Source organism: Kribbella sp. NPDC002412 (assembly GCF_053592935.1).
The window spans coordinates 68,985-87,947 of sequence record NZ_JBSFBL010000026.1 but is presented as its reverse complement, the minus strand read 5'-3'; the positions used below and the strand labels follow the sequence as shown (position 1 = coordinate 87,947).

Annotated in this window: 17 protein-coding genes; 7 read left to right on the top strand and 10 right to left on the bottom strand. The window is 69.7% G+C overall.

From position 1 onward, the window contains the following. Positions 1 to 3 precede the first annotated feature (3 nt). The 6 genes from ACWCOV_RS21780 to ACWCOV_RS21755 form a co-directional block, all read right to left on the bottom strand. Positions 4 to 3,228, bottom strand: coding sequence for a UvrD-helicase domain-containing protein (locus tag ACWCOV_RS21780; RefSeq protein WP_449831111.1), 3,225 nt, complete (start codon positions 3,226 to 3,228; stop codon positions 4 to 6). Beyond that, positions 3,228 to 6,350, bottom strand: a complete 3,123-nt coding sequence (locus ACWCOV_RS21775; protein WP_449831110.1) for an ATP-dependent helicase — start codon at positions 6,348 to 6,350, stop codon at positions 3,228 to 3,230. The genes ACWCOV_RS21780 and ACWCOV_RS21775 overlap by 1 nt, the downstream gene beginning before the upstream one ends. A 296-nt stretch (positions 6,351 to 6,646) precedes the next feature. Further along, positions 6,647 to 6,943 (bottom strand): MGMT family protein, encoded by a 297-nt coding sequence (locus ACWCOV_RS21770; RefSeq protein WP_449831109.1) that lies wholly within the window; start codon positions 6,941 to 6,943, stop codon positions 6,647 to 6,649. A 30-nt stretch (positions 6,944 to 6,973) separates the two neighbouring features. Then, positions 6,974 to 7,813: a TIGR03560 family F420-dependent LLM class oxidoreductase gene (locus ACWCOV_RS21765; protein ID WP_449831108.1), complete on the bottom strand. Its 840-nt coding sequence runs from the start codon at positions 7,811 to 7,813 to the stop codon at positions 6,974 to 6,976. A 173-nt stretch (positions 7,814 to 7,986) separates the two neighbouring features. Then, a complete protein-coding gene (locus ACWCOV_RS21760) occupies positions 7,987 to 8,343 on the bottom strand; it encodes a hypothetical protein (protein ID WP_449831107.1) in 357 nt (118 codons plus the stop codon). A 21-nt stretch (positions 8,344 to 8,364) separates the two neighbouring features. Next, positions 8,365 to 8,631 (bottom strand): DUF2277 domain-containing protein, encoded by a 267-nt coding sequence (locus ACWCOV_RS21755; protein ID WP_360523065.1) that lies wholly within the window; start codon positions 8,629 to 8,631, stop codon positions 8,365 to 8,367. Positions 8,632 to 8,715: 84 nt separating this feature from the next. Between ACWCOV_RS21755 and ACWCOV_RS21750 the strand changes: the two genes are divergently transcribed. Continuing rightward, positions 8,716 to 9,354: a TetR/AcrR family transcriptional regulator gene (locus tag ACWCOV_RS21750; protein WP_449831106.1), complete on the top strand. Its 639-nt coding sequence runs from the start codon at positions 8,716 to 8,718 to the stop codon at positions 9,352 to 9,354. Positions 9,355 to 9,356: 2 nt separating this feature from the next. Beyond that, a complete protein-coding gene (locus ACWCOV_RS21745; RefSeq protein ID WP_449831105.1) occupies positions 9,357 to 10,136 on the top strand; it encodes a maleylpyruvate isomerase family mycothiol-dependent enzyme in 780 nt (259 codons plus the stop codon). Position 10,137: 1 nt separating this feature from the next. On the opposite strand, the gene moeZ is transcribed toward ACWCOV_RS21745, so the two are convergent. The 3 genes from moeZ to ACWCOV_RS21730 all read right to left on the bottom strand — a co-directional run bounded on the left by moeZ (position 10,138) and on the right by ACWCOV_RS21730 (position 15,345). Then, entirely contained in the window at positions 10,138 to 11,328 is a 1,191-nt protein-coding gene (gene moeZ, locus ACWCOV_RS21740) for an adenylyltransferase/sulfurtransferase MoeZ (protein WP_449831104.1), read from the bottom strand. Between the two features lie 235 nt (positions 11,329 to 11,563). Next, a complete protein-coding gene (locus ACWCOV_RS21735; protein ID WP_449831103.1) occupies positions 11,564 to 14,194 on the bottom strand; it encodes a Calx-beta domain-containing protein in 2,631 nt (876 codons plus the stop codon). 233 nt (positions 14,195 to 14,427) lie between these two features. Next, positions 14,428 to 15,345, bottom strand: a complete 918-nt coding sequence (locus tag ACWCOV_RS21730) for an alpha/beta fold hydrolase (protein ID WP_449831102.1) — start codon at positions 15,343 to 15,345, stop codon at positions 14,428 to 14,430. Between the two features lie 146 nt (positions 15,346 to 15,491). On the opposite strand from ACWCOV_RS21730, the gene ligD reads away from it, so the two are divergent. The 5 genes from ligD (at position 15,492) to ACWCOV_RS21705 (ending at position 18,212) form a co-directional block, all read left to right on the top strand. Then, complete coding sequence (gene ligD / locus ACWCOV_RS21725; RefSeq protein ID WP_449831101.1) at positions 15,492 to 16,418, top strand: non-homologous end-joining DNA ligase; 927 nt, start codon at positions 15,492 to 15,494, stop codon at positions 16,416 to 16,418. A 41-nt stretch (positions 16,419 to 16,459) separates the two neighbouring features. Then, positions 16,460 to 16,666, top strand: coding sequence for a hypothetical protein (locus ACWCOV_RS21720; RefSeq protein ID WP_449831100.1), 207 nt, complete (start codon positions 16,460 to 16,462; stop codon positions 16,664 to 16,666). Between the two features lie 153 nt (positions 16,667 to 16,819). After that, on the top strand, positions 16,820 to 17,449 hold the full coding sequence (locus tag ACWCOV_RS21715; protein WP_449831099.1) for a TetR/AcrR family transcriptional regulator: 630 nt from the start codon (positions 16,820 to 16,822) through the stop codon (positions 17,447 to 17,449). Between the two features lie 120 nt (positions 17,450 to 17,569). Beyond that, positions 17,570 to 17,797, top strand: coding sequence for a DUF3107 domain-containing protein (locus tag ACWCOV_RS21710; protein WP_132326680.1), 228 nt, complete (start codon positions 17,570 to 17,572; stop codon positions 17,795 to 17,797). Positions 17,798 to 17,942: 145 nt separating this feature from the next. Beyond that, positions 17,943 to 18,212 (top strand): GlsB/YeaQ/YmgE family stress response membrane protein, encoded by a 270-nt coding sequence (locus ACWCOV_RS21705; RefSeq protein ID WP_449831098.1) that lies wholly within the window; start codon positions 17,943 to 17,945, stop codon positions 18,210 to 18,212. 59 nt (positions 18,213 to 18,271) lie between these two features. Here ACWCOV_RS21705 and ACWCOV_RS21700 read toward each other — a convergent pair whose 3' ends face one another. Next, positions 18,272 to 18,952 carry a ferritin-like fold-containing protein gene (locus ACWCOV_RS21700; RefSeq protein WP_449831097.1) on the bottom strand — a complete coding sequence of 227 codons (681 nt, stop codon included), beginning with the start codon at positions 18,950 to 18,952 and terminating at the stop codon, positions 18,272 to 18,274. Positions 18,953 to 18,963: the final 11 nt, after the last annotated feature.

Sequence of the window (18,963 nt, the reverse complement as noted above, 5' to 3'; positions counted from 1 at the left end):
GAGCTAGCCGTTGAGGAGGGTTGCCAAGGCTTGTTTGTCGGGGAGGGTTTCGGGGCGGATGATGTCGCCGGTTCGGACGTAGTAGAAGGCGGCGGTTACGTGGTGGAGGGGGATGTTGTGGAGTTCGGACCAGGCGACTCGGTAGATGGCCAGCTGGAGGGGGTCGGCGGTTTCGGTGCGGGTGGTTTTCCAGTCGATGACTTCGTAGCCGCGGGAGCCGTCGGGGCGGACGACCTGGTAGACGGCGTCGATGCGGCCGCGGACGACGCGGCCGGCGATGGCGAGGGCGAACGGGGCCTCGATCTCGTACGGCGTGGTCTCGCCGAACGGGCCGGTGCGGAAGGCGTCCATCAGGTCGGTGAGGTCGGTGTCGTCGACGATGTCCTCGTCCGCGGCGCCCGGCAGGTCGTCGGGATCGAGTAGCAGCTGCTGGCCGAAGTAGCTCTCCACCCACGCGTGGAAGCGGGTTCCGAACCGCGCCGCCCGGTTGGGTTTGCGCGGCATCGGCCGGGCCAGCTCGGAGGCGAGCCCGTCCGGGTCCTTCGCCAGCCGCATCACCTGGGTCGCGGACAGCGCGGCCGGCAGCTCCACGTCGTACGCCTTCCGGCTCCGGCTTTCCCTTGCCTCAGACAACAATCGCTCGATCTCGGAGTCCCAGCGCGCGACCGTCGCCTGCTCGTCCAGCAACAACGACTCCTCGGCCTCCAGCGACGGCCCCTCCGAGCGCGCCTGCTGCACCAGGGCCACCGCGTCCAGCCTGCGCTGGTACCCCTCGGTGTCGTACGGCGCCGGCCACGGCGCCTGCGTCTGCTCGGCGAGCTCCGGGTTCTCCTCGGTCAGCTCCGGCTGCTCGGCCCACGCGACGACCCGCTCCCCCGCATGCTTCTTCAGCAGTTCGAGGTACGACGACGGGCCGCGCGGCCGCTTCTGCGTCGGCCCCCACCAGTGCCCGGTCGCGACCAGGATCTCCTTGGCGCGGGTGAAAGCGACGTACCCGAGCCGGCGTTCCTCCAGCGCGTTGACGTCCTTGCACTCGTCCGCGAACGCCTTCAGCCCGGCGTTGGACAGGTCGTGGAAGTCGGGCAACGTGTCCGCGTCACCGCGCAACGGCCACGGCAGCACCTTCGCGTTCGTCGTCCACTTGTCCCGGCCGCGATCGGACGGGAACACCTTCTGCACCAGCGTCGGCACGAACACGATCGGCCACTCCAGGCCCTTCGACCGGTGCGTGGTCAGCAACTTCACCGAGTCGGCTTCACTCGGTACGGCGAGGTCGAGACCGGCGGCGTACTCCTCCTCGGCCGCCAGGTACGCCAGCAGGCCGTCGAGGGACCCGTCCGACTCCGTCGACACGAAGTTGCCGACGGCATCCAAGAACGCGGCCAGGTGGTCGCGGCGGCCGGAGTCGACGTGGTCGGGTGTCGCGGTGAGCTCGACGTCCAGGCCGATCGTGCTGATCACCCGGCGGACCAGGTCGAGCAGCGGCTCCGCCGCGTGCGCACGCAGCTCGCGGAGCTCGGTGGACAGCTCCTTGAACCGGACCAGCGCCTCCGGTGCATACGGCAGCGGACCGGGGTCGTCGACCGCCTCGGCCAGCGAGATCACCTCGGTCGAGTCCATCCCGGCGACCGCGGCATCGAGCGCGGCGACGAGGTCGTCCGCGTCCGGCCGGTCGCCGGAGTCGGCGAGCGCGCGGGCCCGGTTCGCGAGCAAGGCGAGATCGCGGTGGCCGATCCGGTACCGCGGACCGGTGAGGATCCGGAGCATCGCGGCGTTGGCGGTCAGATCGTTCACGGCTTGCAGGGTGGCGACGACGTCGACGACCTCGGGTAGCGCGAGGAGTCCGCCGAGGCCGACCACCTCGACCGGGACCTTGCGGGCGATCAGGGCTTCGTGGACTGCGCTGAGGTCGACGTTCGTCCGCATCAGGATGCCGATGTCCTTCCACCGGCGGTTCGGCGTCCGGTGCGCGGCGACGATCGCGTCCGCGACCCACTCGATCTCCTGCGAGCGGGTCTCGAACAGGCCGACCGTGATCGCACCCTCGGGCGCGTTCTCGGGCGCCTCGAGCGGGATCACGCCCGGGTGCTGCTCGTAGAGCTCGGCCGCGTGCTGGTTGGCGGCGGCGAGGATCCGGCTGCCGCACCGCCGGTTGACACTCAACACGTAGCGCTGAGCTGGAGCGCCATCAGCCTGCGGGAAGTGCTCGGGGAACTCGTCCAGATTGGCAACCGACGCTCCGCGCCAACCATAGATCGCCTGGCACGGGTCACCGACCGCCGTCACCGGGTGACCGCGACCCTCCGGGCCGGCGAACAGCGCGGTCAGCATCCGGCGCTGCGACACCGAGGTGTCCTGGTACTCGTCGAGCAGCACGACCTTGTACCGCGACCGCTCGGCGACCGCGACCTCCGGGCACTCCTCCGCAAGCCGCGCACCGAGCGCCATCTGGTCCGCGAAGTCCACGACCCCACGCTCGGCCTTGTACGCCTGGTACTCCTCGACCAACTGCAGGATCTCGCCCCGCTTCAACGCGGTCTCCGCGAGCTTGCGCACCTCGACGGTCTGCTTCCGCGCGGCCGCGACCTCCCGCCGCACCGCCTCGTCGTGCTCGCGTACGTCGTCCGCGCGCAGCAGGTGGTCCGCGAGCTCACCGTCCAGCGCGAGCAGGCTGTTGACCAGCGTCGGCACGTGATGTGACGCGTGCCGGATCGGCCCAGCGGACCGCCGTACGACGCGACCCGCAAGCTGGAACCTGGTCGCGTCGGCCAGCACGCGGGCGTCCGGCTCGAGCCCGAGCCGCAGCCCGTGCTCGGCGATCAACGTGCCGGCGAACGCGTGGTACGTCGACACGACCGGCTCACCGGGCTCCTCCGGCTCCCAGTTCGGGACGTTGCTGCGCAGGTGCGCGGCGAGGATCGGGTGCTGGTCCTTCGGCAGGGTCGACCCGAGCACGCCGGCCTTCGTCAGGTCGTCGCGGATACGCACGTCCAGCTCGTTGGCGGCCTTCTTCGTGAACGTCAGCCCGAGCACTTCCTCCGGCTTCACCTGCCCGGTGCAGATCAGCCACACCACCCGAGCCGCCATCGCCGTCGTCTTCCCGGACCCGGCGCCCGCCACGATCACCCCCGGCGCCAGCGGAGCCGTGATCGCCGCCAACTGCTGATCGCTGAACGGAATTCCCAACAGGTCGCACAACTCAGCCGTGGTGTTCAGGTGAGCGCGCATCAGACGATCTCTCGACCTTCGGGTTGGATCGGGCAGAGCGGGCGGGCTTCGCAACGGCTGCAGCCGTCGTTGCGTTTGGCGACGAACTCCTCGGACCGGACCATCGCCTCGGCGTCGTCGACGGCCTCGTCGAGCCAGGTGCGGCCGTCCTCGTCGGACTCCAGCGGCCCTTGGTGCTGCACCTTGGGGAAGCCGCTGTCGTCGTGGCGCAGCTGAACGAGCTCGGCGCCGCCCGCGACCGGATTCTCGCCGAGCTTCTGCAGCTGCCGGGAGGCGATCGCGCGCTGGTAGATCGCCAGCTGTACGTGCCGCGCCAGCGCCGGCTTGGTCGGGATCGTGCGACCGGTCTTCAGGTCGACCACCCGGATCGTGCCCTCGGAGTCCTCCTCGATCCGGTCCATCCGGCCCTTCACCCGGACGGCCGGCTTGTCCGTGTCCGGCAGCAGGACGTCGAAGTCGACCTCGGTCCCCACCAGCCGCCGGTCCGGGCGGCCCTTGTGCCAGGCGACGAACCGCCGCAAAGCGTCCTCGGCCTCGACCCGCTCGCGGTCGGAGATCCACGTCGACTCGAACTCGAGCTGCGTCCACACCTTGTCGAGCCAGCCGTTCAGCTCGTCCACGTCCGGCGGCAGCGTCCCCGTCGCGACGGCGTCCGCCAGCGTGTGCAACACCATGCCGAAGCCGATGGCCGACGTACTGGGCGTCTCTCCGCCGGCCCGTCGCTGCAGGAACCACCGCAGCGGACAGTCCACGATCGTCGTCAGCGCACTCCCAGACAACGGCACCGGCTGGTCGGGGTCGGCGATCGGCTGCTCGGAGCGAGTCCGCTCGCGCACACCCCACCAGCGCGCCGGATCCGCCGTCGGCACCAGGGGTTGCTCGCGCTCGTCCACCGCATCCGCCAGCTGCGCCAACCGGTCGGCCGCGACACGACGCAGCGCAGGCGACGAGGACGGATCCGCCAGCACACACCGCAGATCCGCGACCAGACCGTGCAACGACAGCGGCCGCCGTGGCCGCCCGGCGACCAGCTTCAAAGGAATGTCCAGCTCGGCCAGGAATCGCGACGGTTGATCGCCGTCCGCCTCCGGCGCCTGCACCGCCGTCACGATCAGCCGCTCCCGCGCCCGCGTGATCGCGACGTAGAACAGCCGCCGCTCCTCCGCCAGCATCGCGCCCGCCGACAGCCGGTCCACCAGACCGTCCGGTCCGAGCCGGTCCGGCTCCAGGAGCGAACCGCGCCGGCGCAGATCCGGCCACTGCCCTTCCTGCACACTCGCCACCACGACGAGCCGCCACTGCAACCCCTTCGAGCGGTGCGCAGTCATCAGCTGGACGCCGGCCTCGCGGTACGTCGCGTCGAACCGGTGGTCCGCGGCGATGTCCAGCGACTCGAGCTCCGAGAGGAACGCGGACACACCCTTGAACCCGACCTGCTCCTCGGCCCGGCCGGCCGCGTCGAACAACGCGCACAACGAGTCGAGGTCCCGGTTCGCCGTCCGGGCCTGCTCACCGCCTGAGTTCGCCTGCCCGCGCAGCCGCCGCAACCACGGCGACTCCGACCACAGCGACCACATCACCTCGTCCGGCGCGGCGCCCGCGGTCACGATGTTCCTTGCCTTGAGCAACCGTTCGCCGAGGGCCACGAACCGCGCCTCGGCCGGCGACGCCTGCTCGTCGAGCAGCAACGGGTTCAGCAACGCGTCCCGCAACAGCTCGTCCGACGACCGCGGCAACCGCTGACCGCCCGCGGCCTCCCGATCCCGCCGCCGCAGCACCCGGGCCAACCGCCGCAGCTGCCCCGCGTCCATCGCCCCCAACGGCGACAACGCCAGCGCCCGCACGACGTCCACCGTCAGCGTCGACGGATCCGCAACGGCCCGCAACGCCAGCAACATCGGACGTACGGCGGGCTCGCGCGACAGCGGCAGCTCGTCACCGGCCACGTCGACCGGGATCCCGGCGGCCGCCAGCGCGCGGCGCAACGGCGGGATCGAACGACTGCCGGACCGCACCAGCACCGCCATCTCGTGCCAGCCGACACCGTCCTGTACATGCGCACGCCGCAGCAGGTCCGCGATGTGCTCGAGCTCGGCCCCGCTGGTCGAGTACAGGTTGGCCTCGACCTTGCCGGAGCCGTAGACACAACCGCTCGCATCCGGGTTCCGGAACCGCTCGAACGTGTCGCGGTCCAGCGACCCGGGGACACCCAGCCGGCTGACGACGTTGCGCGACACTCGCTGCAGCGTCGTCCCGAAGCGTCGAGTCGTGCCGAGCGCGATCTGGCCCGCTTCCGCGCCGGCCGCCGTACGGAACTCGTCGGTGAAGCGGAGCAGACCGCGGACGTCGGCGCCGCGGAAGGTGTAGATGGACTGGTCCGGGTCGCCGACCACGACCAGGTCGCCGCCGTCGCCCGCAATCGCCTGCAGCAGCTGGGTCTGACCGGGATCGGTGTCCTGGTACTCGTCGACGAAGACGGCCTTGAACTCGCTGCGCAGCTTGGCCTTCACCTGCGGCTGCTGCGCCAGGATCACCGCTCGATGGATCAGCTCGGAGTAGTCGAGCACCTGCTCGTGATCGAGGATCTGCAGGTACTCCTCGAAAAAGTCGCCGACCGCGACCCACTCGGCGCGTTCGGCGGACCGTCCGATCGCGGACAGGTCCTCGGGGTCGAGCCCGAGCTGCCGGGCCTTGCCGATCACCGCCTGCACCTCGTCGGTGAAGCCACGCGTCTTCAATGCCGGATGCAGGCTGCTCGGCCAGCGCACCGCACCGACCTCACGACTGCCCGACAAAGCCTCACTCAACCGCAGCGACTGCTCCGGCCCCGACGGAAGTCGCAGCGGTACGTCGAACGCGTCAGCCGGCGTGAACCGGCGCAACAACGCGTAGCAAAAGGAATGGAACGTCATCGACGGCATCACTCGCGTGGTCCGCCCGAGCCGGCCGGTGATGCGGTCGCGCAACTCGGTCGCGGCCTTACGCCCGAACGTCAGCACCAGCACCTGGTCGGGACTCAGCCCGCGATTGCACACCCGGTCGACGACTCCCTCGACCAGTGTCGTCGTCTTCCCGGTCCCCGGCCCGGCCAGCACCAGCAACGGCCCGCCCGGATGATCCACCACCGCCTGCTGATCGGCGTCCAGGACAGGAGCATCCGCGCTGCGCCCCTCCGCCCGGACCAACCGGTACCGCGTTGGATTCCGGGACGCCTGTCTGCTGACCACCGCCACATCCCATCAGAGCCCACCGACAATCCGCGCCGGCACACACCGCGCACGACGAACCTCGCCGGACTGCGGACAACTTCTGGCCCGTTCGCGGCATCAAGTGGTTCGAAAGACCGGCACCCTCAACGGCCGGTTCGGGCATCGGCGGTGCGGAGGTCCGGGGCGGGGCCGCCGCAGCGCCGGTGCCGTTATTCCTTGGGGTCCCAGCGCACCTGGCGCAGGTTCACCCGGCCGTTCGTGACGCGGACGCCGTCCGAGCGCAGCCGGTGCAGTTGCTCGTCACCGACCTCGTCGGCCGGTACGCCGCTGGCCCGGATCACCCGCCACCACGGCACGCTGCCGCCGTACTCGCGCATGATCGCGCCGACCTGACGTGGTCCGCCCTGGCCGACGTACTCGGCGATGTCGCCGTACGTCGCGACGCTGCCCGGCGGGATCGACTCCACGGCACGCAGCACCGCCTCGACGTACTCCTCCCTGTCCACGGCCCCAACTTAGCGGCAACGGCGGACAGCTCAGGCCAGTGGCGCGAGCGCCTTCGCGAGCGGCTCCACGACCGACGGCGGCGCGTCGAGCGGGAGGTTCATCACGACCAGGTCGACACCTGCCTCGCCGTACGCCGCCGCCTGCGCGACCGCGGTGTCGAGGGGCTGGTCGGGTTCGATCCGGACGTTGACCGAGCAGGTGATCTCATTGACGTCGCGGCCGACATCGGCGCAGTGCTGGACGAGGATGTCCTTGAGCGGCTTCCACTCCTCCGGGTTCGGCACGATGACGTTCCAGTGCTGGGCCCAGCGGGCGACCGCGCGCAGCGTGCGCTTCGGGCCCTTGCCGCCGATGGCGATCGGCGGGTGCGGGGTTTGCACGCCCTTCGGCTCGCAGTACGCGTCCGTGAGCTTGATGTACTGGCCGTCGAAGTTCGCGACCTTCTCGGTGAGCAGCGCGATGATCGCCTGCACGCCCTCGTCGAACCGGTCGAAGCGCTCCTTCAGCCCGTACAGGTCGATGCCGTACGCCGCGGTCTCCATCTCGTTCCAGCCGGCGCCGAGGCCGAGCTCGAGCCGGCCACCGGAGATGATGTCGGTGGTCGCGGCCATGTTCGCCGTGACAGCGGGATGGCGGTAGATCATGCCGTTCACCTGGCACCCGATCCGGATCCGGTGGGTCGCCTGGGCGAGCGCGGCCAGCATGGTCCACGCCTCCAGGTTCGGGCCGGCCATGTCGCCGCTGAGCGGGTAGAAGTGGTCCCAGTGCCACGCGGACTCGAAGATCTCGAAGTCGTCCGCGGCGATCCACACGTCCCGCAGCTGCTGCCAGGTGGTGTGCTCCGGCCTCGTCTTGATCGCGAACCGCATGCCAGCCTCCTAGGTAACCGTTTGCACGCCGCGACCGACCTTACCCCGTCGGCCGAACCGGCACGAGCTACCCGAAAAGACAGGGCACGCCGGGATCACCCGGCGTGGTGAGCCGCTGACCGGAAGACTCGGAACAGGTCTGCGCTAGCCGCGTTCCTGCCGCAGCTGGCCGGCTAGCCACCGCACATCGGCACGACCGGGCGGCCTTCCTGGAAGGCGGTGACGACGGCGAACGCCTCGAAGATCACGGCGGCGGTCGCAGTGCCGAACAGGATGAGCACAAGCAACTGGCGGTTGTGCCGGAACCAGCGCACGAGGAGGAAGAGCGCGACCGCGCCGACGACCAGGCCGGCAAAGCCCAGGACGTACGCCGACGTCGGCAACGGGATCGTGCCGTCGCAGCTGTCCTGCCGCCGCCGGATCAGCTCGGCCTGCGCGTTGGTGTTGATCGTCGACAGCAGCACGCCGGCGACCAGCAACCCGAACACCACCGCCTGCCGGTGCCTACCGGCCGGCGGCGCCTCCCCCATGAGTCCGCCCCCCGGTCGGGCTCAGTCGAGCCCGAGCCGGGCCCGCACCTCGGGCCGGCGCAACGGCGGCACGGTCTGCGGCGGGTTCCGGCGCTGTGGCATCTCGGCCAGCAGTTGCTCGGTGATCCGCGCGACCTCGGTCGCGGCGCGCTCGATCGGCTCCCGGGTGGCCCCGCTCAGCGAGCCGACGCCGGTCACCTTGCGCACGTACTGCAACGCGGCCGCGTAGATCTCCTCAGAGGTCGCGGCCGGCTCGAGTCCCCGGAGAACGGTGATGTTTCTGCACATGTCACGACAGTACGTGGCCGCGCGGACCAAACGGTGTCCTACAGGCTATTGACTTCCCTAATACCTTTAGGTTTTCCTCAATGCATGAGCACCACTTCCGGACTGGACCGCCGGACCCGCCGCCGCCAGGAGACCATCGAGGAGATCCTGGCGGTCGCCATCACGCTGATGGAGACCGAGGGCGTCGCGGCGCTCAGCCTGTCCGCGGTGGCCCGGCAGCTCGGCATGCAGCCGCCGTCGCTGTACCAGTACTTCCCGTCCAAGATGGCGATCTACGACGCGCTCTTCCAGCGCGGCAACGAGCTGCTGCGGGACGCCTACCGGGCGGCCTACGCGTCCGCGCGCACCGACGACCCGCTCGAGGTCGGACTGGTCACCGCCACCGCGTTCTGCCGCTGGTGCCTGGACCACCAGGTGTACGCCCAGCTGCTGTTCTGGCGCACGATCCCCGGCTTCGAGCCGAGCCCGGAGGCGTTCGCGCCGGCCCAGGAGTCGATCCAGGACCTGCGGGACTACTTGCAGCTGATGGTGGACGCCGGCCTGCTCCGGCCCGAGGTGGCGAGTGAGGAGGGGGTCGCGCTCTACACCTCGATGCTGGCCGGCCTGCTCTCGCAGCAGATCGCGAACCAGCCGGACGCGTCCTTCGAGGACGGACGGTTCATCCGGCTGCTGCCCGTCGTACTAGAGATGTTCTATCAGCGGTATGCACCGACCAGGGGGTAGTCATGACTGCAGTACTCGCGGGGGAGATCGGCCGCGCCGGCCGGGAGCGGTGCCGAGTGCACCGGGACGCCGAGCTCGAGGCGTGGCACGAGCTGCTGGCGTCGATCGAGGGTTCCGACTGGCACCGCCGTACGGTGTGTGACGAGTGGGACGTCGCGGACATCGCCGGTCACCTGATCGGCCAGGCGGAGGACGTGAACACGCCGTGGTCGTTCCCGCGCCGGTTCCGCAAGGCGAAGCGGGTGTACCCGGACAAGCCGCGGTTCGACGCGCACATGATGGTGCAGGCCGACGAGCACCGGGGTACGCCGCCGGCCGAACTGCGGGCGTTGTTCGACAAGGTGTGGGCGAAGGCGACCCGGCGGATCTCCCGCAGTCCGGAGCTGTTCCGGCGGATCACCATGAACGTGGAGGGCCTGCCGATGGCCCTCGGGTACATCCAGGACATCCTGCTGGCGCGGGACCTGTGGATGCACCGCGACGACATGTGCCAGGCACTCGGGCGGCCGTTCGACGCCGGGCCGTACGCCGACGAGGTGATCGCGCAGGTCGTGTACGACGTGGACACGCTGCCGTTCTGGGGTGAGCGGCCGAGTGTCGTGCTGGAGCTCACCGGCCAGGGCGGCGGGACCTACCGGCTGGGGAGGGACGAGCCGGTCGGTCGCGCCGCCGTGGACGCGGTGAGCTACATGCGAACGCTGTCAGGCCGCGACGACGACCCGGTCGTCTCCGGCGACCCACTGGCCGTCGAAGCCGTCGCGACCTGCCGCATGCCGTTCTAGATCAGTAGGCGGGCTGGCTTGGGTCGATCTGGTCGACCCACGCGACCACACCGCCACCGACGTGGACGGCGTCGGCGAAGCCGGCGCCCTTCGCGATGGCGAGGACCTCGGCAGAGCGGACGCCGGACTTGCAGTGGAAGACCAGCTGCTTGTCCTGCGGCAGCTTCTCCAGCGCGACACCGGTCTGGAACTCCGCCTTCGGGATCAGCACCGAGCCCGGGATCTTGTTGATCTCGTACTCGTTCGGCTCCCGGACGTCGATCAGGACGAAGTCCTTCTCGCCGTTGTCCTTCAGCTTGATCCACTCGCTCAGCTGCTTGACGGAGATGGTCGAGCCGACGGCCGCGTCGGCCGCCTCCTCGGTCAGCGCGCCGCAGAAGCTCTCGTAGTCGATCAGCTCGGTGACGGTCGGGTTCTCACCGCAGATGGCGCAGTTCGGGTCCTTGCGGACCTTCAGGGCGCGCCAGTTCAGGTCGAGCGCCTCGTAGATGTTCAGCCGGCCCAGCGACGGGTCGCCGATGCCGGTGAGCAGCTTGATCGCCTCGGTCACCTGCGCGGCGCCGACGGACGCGCACAGCACGCCCAGCACGCCGCCCTCGGCGCAGGACGGGACCATGCCCGGTGGCGGCGGCTCGGGGTAGAGGCAGCGGTAGCACGGGCCGTGCTCGGCCCAGAAGACGCTGACCTGGCCGTCGAAGCGGAAGATCGAGCCCCAGACGTACGGCTTGCCGAGCAGCACCGCGGCGTCGTTCACCAGGTACCGGGTGGCGAAGTTGTCGGTGCCGTCGACGATCAGGTCGTACTGCTCGAAGATCCCGAACACGTTGTCGTTGTCCAGGCGCTCCTCGTGCAGGACGACGTTCGTGTACGGGTTGGCCTCGAGAATCGACTCCTTGGCCGACTGGGCCTTGGACTTCCCGACGTCGGACTGGCCGTGGATGATCTGGCGCTGCAGGTTCGACTCGTCGACGGTGTCGAACTCGACGATGCCCAGCGTGCCGACCCCGGCCGCGGCCAGGTAGAGCAGCGCCGGGCTGCCCAGGCCGCCGGCGCCGATCACCAGCACCTTGGCGTTCTTCAGCCGCTTCTGCCCGGCCATCCCCACCTCGGGGATGATCAGGTGCCGCGAGTACCGGCGAACCTCGTCGATGGTCAGCTCGTCAGCCGGTTCGACCAGCGGTGGCAATGACACGTTGTCGGCTCCTCGTGAACGGTGTGAGTCAGGCTCTCCGGTTTTCAACCATCCTTCCCACCTCCATGTTCCCGCACATGCCCAAGCGGCCTCTGCTGAGTCCGTATCGCGGGATCGGTGTCTCAATGTGGGAGTGCGGACCGCCAGGCCATCACAACGCGCCCGGAGTGAGCGGCGCCACGCTCGGCGGGCACTCGCGGGTCCGATTGATGTGGCCTGGAGGTCCGCAGCGCCCTCAGTCGTCGTCGGTGACAGTCCCCTTGACGGTCAGCGGCAGCTCGATCTCGGCCCCGTCTACCGCGGTGATGCCGACGCCGAAGGTCTCCGTGGGTTCCTTCAGCTTGTCGTCTACCAGGCGGACGAGGAGTTCGCCGGTGGTTCGGCCGGGTTCTACGTAGCCGTCGACGCCACGGTCGGGTGGGTTTTCGCCGTGGTCGTACTCGCCGATGTAGTCCTTCCGGATCACCGCCGTGCCGTCCTTCAGCTGCCCCATGACGTTGACGATCTTGTCACTCGGCGCGGACAGCTTGACCGGGAACCGCACGGCGCCCGCCTTCTCCGACGCCGTCCCGTTGCCGATCGTCAGGGTCGGCGTGGCGTCGTCGTCGAGCACCAGCCCGTGACCGAACGACTGGTTCAGCAACCCTTCCCGAGGCGCCGACAGCACCAGGCTGAACGGCAGGTCGTAGCTGTCCCGCGTGTTCCCGGCGACCGGCACGCTGACCTTCTGCCGCACCTGCCCCGGCTTGAACACCAACTGCCGGGCGACATCCCCGACAGTCGTCCCCAGGTCCCCGTTCGTCTCGACGTACACGCTGACCGGACGGATGCTCGGCCGCGACATCGTCACCCAGAAGTCCATCGACTTCGTGCCCTTGTCGCCCTCCTTCACCGTCACGTTCGACGCGGACAGCTGCGGCAGCAACCGCGCCGGACCCGACAGCCCGATCCCAGGCGACGAGAACGCGACATCAGACACGTACGCCGACCCGCTGGCCACCCGATCGGTCCGCAGCTCGACCGCACGCACGTCCCGCAGGTCCACGCCCTTCAGCAACCCCACCGGGATCCGCACGGTTCGCAGCAGGTTCTTCGGCAGCCCGCTGCCGGCACTCCCCGGCATCCGCACCAGCGCATCACTCACACTGGACACCGGTACGACGGCCGCCCGTCCCTTCCCGTCGACCACACGCACACTGAGATCGGTCCGGGGCGCGCCAACCGGGTCCGGCGCCGCACGGAACGACAGTGCGGCAAAGCGCCGTACGTCGCGCTGCCAAGCAGGCAGGCTGAGTCGCAGGACCCCGTCCTTCCCGGTCCACTTCAGCCTGGTCACCGCAGTGGTCGGTGTGCGGGCGGCGTACCAGGAAGTGACCCAGTGCGGCGCGTTGGCCCAGTCGTCGGTCGTCATGCACGTCGCCGTCGCAGCCGCCCGACCGGACGGCTCGCTCAGCCCCGCACACACCTCAGCCGACGCCTTACCAGTGACCGCACCAGCCGGCAGCGCCTTGTCCAGCGCATTCACGTCCCGCCGCGACACCAGCGGCGCCTGCGACACCACCCGTACGACGGCCCGCCCTGCCGACGCAGCCCGCGAGTCAGACCCGTCGAACTGCGGCAGGAACTGCTTCTCGTGGCCGAGCTGCAACCGGAAGAAGCCCGCGATGTACGCCGTACCGACGGCCTGCTGCTCCTTGGCCGTCAACCGGCCCGCGTACTTCGCTCCGCACGGCGACTCCTTCTCCTCGCCGAACCAGTCGTCTCCCGACGGCGCCTCGGACTGCCCCGGAGTCCACTCCGTGTTGAAGAAGTTGTGGTTGGCGCCCAGCACGGTCACGGTCGACCGGGGTGCCGTGTCACCGCTGACGGAGTAGCGGGTGTCGTCGTAGAACTTCTGCCCCTGCAGATCGGCGACATCACCGTCGCAGTACGGCAGCAGCACACTCATCGCGACACCCGGCACGGTGGCACGCGCGAAGTCGGTCGGCGCGAGCGGCAACACAGCACGAATGCCGTACTGCCCACCCCGATCAGCATTGAGTACGGCGGCCCGGGCAACGCCCTCGCCACCGCGCGAGTGGCCCATCAGACCGACGTTCTGCAGGTTCACCTTCCCGGCGAACTGGCGCCCGAACGGCCCACCGCCGGTCGTCGACCACTTCTTCCACAAGGCCAGGTGATCCAGGATCAGCTCGGCCCGCGCCTGCGCACCCGAGTCGTAGACGTCTCCGTCGTACGCGTTCACGGCGTTCGCGCTGATCGACACGACCTGGTAGCCGTTGCTCGCGAGCGCCTCGGCCGGAGCGTCGTACCCGCGGAAGCTCGGCACCGGCTTCAGGCCGGCCGGGCACGGCCACGGCTTCTCCGGCTGCTCGACGTCCTCGCCGTAGCAGTACTGGTGCCTGCCGTGCAGAAAGATCACCAGCGGCCGCGGCCCGACCGCACCGCGCGGCGAGTACACCTTCCCGCGCACCTCGGCCCGCTGCTTGATCCCCGGCAGGTAGACGGCCTCGTCGCCGAGGTCGTACTCGGCCGTGTCCACCTGATACTTGCCCGAAGCACCGGGATCGTCCTTCAGCAGTGGTCCCTGCCTCGCTTTCAGCCAGTCGGCGTCGGTCGGCCCGGCGGCCTGGCCCCGGTTCCGGCCGGCGCTCTTGCCGAGGTCGCCCGACCAGACCAGGCGTACGTCGCGCGCCCTGAGCACAGCCGGATCGGTGGTGACCAGGGTCAGCGTCCGCTGGTCCGGCGACTGCCTCGCCACCCCGATCGGTGTGCCGTTCACAGCCAGCAGCGGCAGCGATGCGCGCATCGGCGCCGGCGCTTCGAGGCGCAAGGTCAGCTGGTAGCCCCCGGCCGCCGGCCGCACGTCCCAATTATTGCCATTAGCAACTGATGATGGCGGAAGTTGCGGTGTGGCGTTCGCCTGCAGCGTCCCCACACCCAGTAGTGCGACCATCCCCAGCGACAGGCTTCTGATGAGTCTGCCCGTTACCCGCACAGTGGTCCTCTCGTTCGACGAACTCGATGTTCGTCCGACTTCATGGGCGAGAGGAAAGTTGATCCGACCGGGCGCTCAACCGTGTCTCAGTACGACCACAGCTAGGACTCGATCAACTGGCGGAAGGCTCGCTCGACCTGAGGGGCATGCTCCATCTGGGCGACGTGCCCGGACTGCGGGATGTAGAGCGATCGCGCGTTCCGGAAGGTGCGCTGGGCCTTCATCCGGATCCGCGGGTCGACCAGCCGGTCCTTGCCGCCGTACACCAGCAGCACCGGGCACTCGACCCGGGCCGCGACGGCCCACAGCGACCGGTGCGGCAGGGCGACCGAGGACCGCAGGATGCTCCGGGCGCCGTCGACCGTCGCCTGCATCCCCCACGGGTCGCTGTCGCGGCGGCGCAACTCCGCCTCGTACGCCGCCCGCACTTCGGCCGGCAGCAGCCGCGGCTCGCCGAACACCATAGCCAGAGACGCCCGGAACCGCCGATCGAACGGCAGCCGTCGGGTCCGCTCCAGCACGACCCGGCCGAGCCGTGGTGTCGCGACCGCGGTGAACCACAGCGCACTGGCGGAGACCCGCGGGTGCGGCAGCGCGGGCGAGATCAGGGTGAGTGAGGAGACCAGGTCGGGCCGACGCGCGGCCAGCGCCACCGACGAGGCTCCACCCATCGAGTTGCCGAACAGGTGCACCGGTTGGCCGCACTCACGCTCGATCAGCTCGATCAGTACTTCGACCTGCTCGTGGATCCCGGCCGCACCGGCGAGCGGCGTACGGCCGAACCCGGGAAGGTCCGGCGCGATACCGCGCACGGTGTCTCTGAGCCGCAGACCCAGCTCGGTCCAGTTCAGCGACGACCCGCCGAGGCCGTGCACGAACAGCGCGGGCGGGAGATCCGCCGCGACGCCCGGGACCTCTCTGACCAGGAGATCCACCCCTGCGACCGGCACCTGCCGGGCCGGCCATTCCTGCGCACCGAGCGGCACGCTGCCGCCGGTTACCGACGCGTAACTCTCCACGAGTCCATGGTAAGACCCCTGAGCCTGGGACACTCCAGGCCAGCTCGACTCCGAGGGAAGGGCGACCGGCTTCATGGCGCGCTGCTCACACATCCCCTGAGCCGAGGTCACACGTTAGGACGGGTGGCGGGTGGAGACTGGGAGGCATGGCAGCCGCACCGCAGCAACTCACGACCGAGGTCGATGGGCAGACGATGAAGCTCACCAACCTCGGAAAGGTGCTGTACCCGCAGACCGGCTTCACCAAGGCCGAGGTGATCGACTACTACCACCAGGTCGCCACGCTGCTGCTGCCACACCTGTCGGACCGTCCACTGACCCGCAAGCGGTGGCCTGACGGCACCGAGGCGGCGTACTTCTTCGAGAAGAACGCTCCCCGCGGCACGCCGTCCTGGGTGCGCACCGTGACGCTGCCGACGCCCGGCAGCTCGACCGGACGCGACGACGCCGACTTCGTGGTGGCGGACGACGTGCAGACGGTGGTGTGGCTGGCCAACCTCGCGGCACTCGAGCTGCACGTGCCGCAGTGGCGGATCGGCCTGTCGGACCACGGCAAGGACCCGCAGGCCGACCTGATCGTGTTCGACCTCGACCCGGGGCCGGGAGCCACCATTGTCGAGTGCTGCGACGTGGCGCTCGCCCTGCGGGAGCTGCTCAGCCACTTCGGGCTGGAGGGCTGGCCGAAGACGTCGGGCAACAAGGGCATGCACCTGTACGTGCCGATCGAGCCGGCGTCGTCGAAGCGGACCAGCGCGTTCGCCAAGCAGCTCGCGGAGCAGCTGGCCGAGGCGTTGCCGGAGAGCGTGACCGCCAACATGACCAAGGCGCTCCGCCCCGGCAAGGTGTTCATCGACTGGAGCCAGAACGCCAGCGCCAAGACCACCCTGGCGCCGTACTCGCTGCGCGGCTCCGACGAGCCGCGGGTGTCCACCCCGATCGACTGGGACGAGGTGGCCTCGGCGACCAGCCCGGAGGAGCTCAGGTTCCTGCCGCACGAGGTGCTGGCCCGGATCGAGGAGTACGGCGACGTCCTGGACGGCATGTACGACGACCCGAAGCCACTCCCGCAGTAACTGTTCGTGACCGCCGTTCCACCGAGAGGAGAGTGAGTCGCATGACCAGCGAGACCGACTACGAGGGTCCCGGCTTCGACAGCGTCCCCGACGACGCGCCCGAGGCCGACGTGCTGGAGCAACAGCAGAGCTCGACCGTGGTGGACGACCACTCCGGGGAATCCGGGACGCCGATCGAGGCCGATCCGGCCGATGTGGACGAGCAGCGCCGGGAGATCGGCGACGTGGACGAGGACGACTACCGCTGAGCGTGGATCAGTACGCCGGAACGACGCGCAGTACCACGATGGAACACCCAGCGGCGGGGAAGCTACTGGCCGGAAGGACCGCTGGGTAGGATTCGGGGAACGACCCGGCGGTCGAGCCCGAGCTGCCGGTGCCGCACCACCGAAGGAGCCGACGTGTCGACGACACCCGAGACCGCGCCGAAGCGCGGTAGCCGCCTGCCGCGGCTGGCCCGCCGTGCGCAGCTGCTCGAGGCCGCCCAGGAAGTCTTCGTCGCCAACGGCTACCACGCCGCCGCGATGGACGACATCGCAGACCGCGCCGGCGTCTCCAAGCCGGTGCTCTACCAGCACTTCCCCGGCAAGCTGGAGCTGTACCTGGCGCTGCTGGACACGTCCTGTGACGCGATCGTCGCCTCGGTCCGGGACGCGCTGAAGTCGACCGACGACAACAAGCAGCGGGTCGCGGCCACCATGCACGCGTTCTACGAGTACGTGGCGAACGCGCAGGGCGCCTTCCGGCTGGTGTTCGAGTCGGACCTGACCAACGAGCCGGCCGTGCGGGAGCGGGTCGACCGGGTCACCCACACCTGCGCCGAGGCGGTGTCCGAGGTGATCAGCGCGGACGCCGGCCTGAACCGGGAGCAGTCGATGGTGCTGGCCGTCAGCCTGGTCGGCATGGCCCAGGTGAGCGCCCGCTACTGGCTGGCGGCGGACACCCCGTCGCTGACCCAGGACAACGCCGCCGACCTGGTCGCATCCCTGGCCTGGCGCGGTATCGGCGGTTTCCCGCGCACCGAGAGCTGACCGCGCGTCCGCCGTACCTGTTCTGCTCTTGGCGGACGGGTGAGAGCGGACGGCGCGCAGCGGATAGGCTCGAACAGTCACCGGCGAGAGCCGCCGGTCGGAACGTGCCCGGAGGGTTTCGTGGAGGTCAAGATCGGCGTGCAGCACGCCAATCGTGAATTGGTGCTGGAGAGCGAGCAGAGCCCGGACGAGGTGCAGCAGGCCGTCGCCGACGCGCTCAGCGGCAAGTCCGGTCTGTTGCAGCTGACCGACGACAAGGGCCGCCGGGTGATCGTGCCCGCCGACCGGCTCGCGTACGTCGAGATCGGTGAGGTGTCGATCCGCAAGGTCGGGTTCGGCGCGATCTGATCGAAGTCTCCTGACGCTGAAGTTGCAATCCGGCGACGCTGACCGCAGCCACGTTTGGGCGTGCCGTCGACCGGCAACCGTCTCAGTGCGGCGAGACAATCGTCACGCCGTGTCGACGCGGTCGTCACAAGGAGGAGCCAGCGTCATGGAAATCATCGGTGTGATCGTGGCCGGCATCATCATCGGTCTGCTCGGCAAGTTCGTCGCCCCCGGCGACAGGGACAACATCCCGTTGTGGCTCACCGTGCTGTGCGGCATCGGTGGCGTCCTGATCGGTTACTACGTGGCCGCCGCGCTCGGCGTCGAAGCCACCAGCGGGATCGACTGGATCCGCTGGCTCGTCAGCATCGGCGTCGCCGCGGTACTCGTCGTCATCGCCGCCGCAGTCACCGGACGAGGCAAGGTCAGCACCTGACCGACGCTTCCCCCGAGTCGGCCGTCACCTCTGGTGGCGGCCGACTGTCGTTTCTGGGCCTAAGCCTGCAGGCCCAGGGCGGTCATGCGGGCCGTGTGGGCCTCGGTGAGGCGGGTGAACATCCGGCCGATCGCGGCCAGGTCCAGCCCCGGGCGGTCGACGCTGCCGGCCAGCAGCGCGGCCAGCGAGTCGCGGTCGGCGGCGATCCGCTGCGCCTGGCTCAGCGCCTCGCCCACCAGCCGGCGTCCCCACAGCGCCAGCCGGCCACCGAGCTTCGGGTCCTCCTCGATCGCGGCGCGGACCCGGTCCACCACGAACTCGGCCTGCCCGGAGTCGGCGAACACCTCGAGCACCAGGGACCGGGTCTCCGCGTCCACGAACGACGCGATCTCGCGGTAGAAGTCGTTCGCCAGGCCGTCCCCGACGTACGCCTTGACCAGGCCCTCGAGCCAGTCCGACGGGGCGGTGTGGTCGTGGAACGCGGTCAGCGGGGTGACGAACGGCTGCATCGCCTCCATCGGGTCCACTCCGAGCGCGACCAGCCTGTCCCGCAGTTGCTGGAAGTGCTGGAACTCGGTCGTCGCCAGCGCGGCGAGCTCCGCCTTGTCGTTCAGCGTCGGGGCCAGTTTGGCGTCCTCGGCCATCCGTTCGAAAGCGGTCAGCTCGCCGTACGCGAGCACTCCCAGCAGATCCACCGCCGCGGCCCGGTAGGCGGGATCATCAAAGGCCGTCTGCTCCATGCCCGGCACCT

Coding starts and splice junctions, on each gene's coding strand:
- ligD (WP_449831101.1), top strand. CDS start 15,492: ATGGCAGCCGCACCGCAGCAACTCACGACCGAGGTCGATGGGCAGACG.
- ACWCOV_RS21760 (WP_449831107.1), bottom strand. CDS start 8,343: ATGGGGGAGGCGCCGCCGGCCGGTAGGCACCGGCAGGCGGTGGTGTTC.
- ACWCOV_RS21705 (WP_449831098.1), top strand. CDS start 17,943: ATGGAAATCATCGGTGTGATCGTGGCCGGCATCATCATCGGTCTGCTC.
- ACWCOV_RS21750 (WP_449831106.1), top strand. CDS start 8,716: ATGAGCACCACTTCCGGACTGGACCGCCGGACCCGCCGCCGCCAGGAG.
- ACWCOV_RS21755 (WP_360523065.1), bottom strand. CDS start 8,631: ATGTGCAGAAACATCACCGTTCTCCGGGGACTCGAGCCGGCCGCGACC.
- ACWCOV_RS21765 (WP_449831108.1), bottom strand. CDS start 7,813: ATGCGGTTCGCGATCAAGACGAGGCCGGAGCACACCACCTGGCAGCAG.
- ACWCOV_RS21780 (WP_449831111.1), bottom strand. CDS start 3,228: ATGCGCGCTCACCTGAACACCACGGCTGAGTTGTGCGACCTGTTGGGA.
- ACWCOV_RS21700 (WP_449831097.1), bottom strand. CDS start 18,952: ATGGAGCAGACGGCCTTTGATGATCCCGCCTACCGGGCCGCGGCGGTG.
- ACWCOV_RS21720 (WP_449831100.1), top strand. CDS start 16,460: ATGACCAGCGAGACCGACTACGAGGGTCCCGGCTTCGACAGCGTCCCC.
- ACWCOV_RS21745 (WP_449831105.1), top strand. CDS start 9,357: ATGACTGCAGTACTCGCGGGGGAGATCGGCCGCGCCGGCCGGGAGCGG.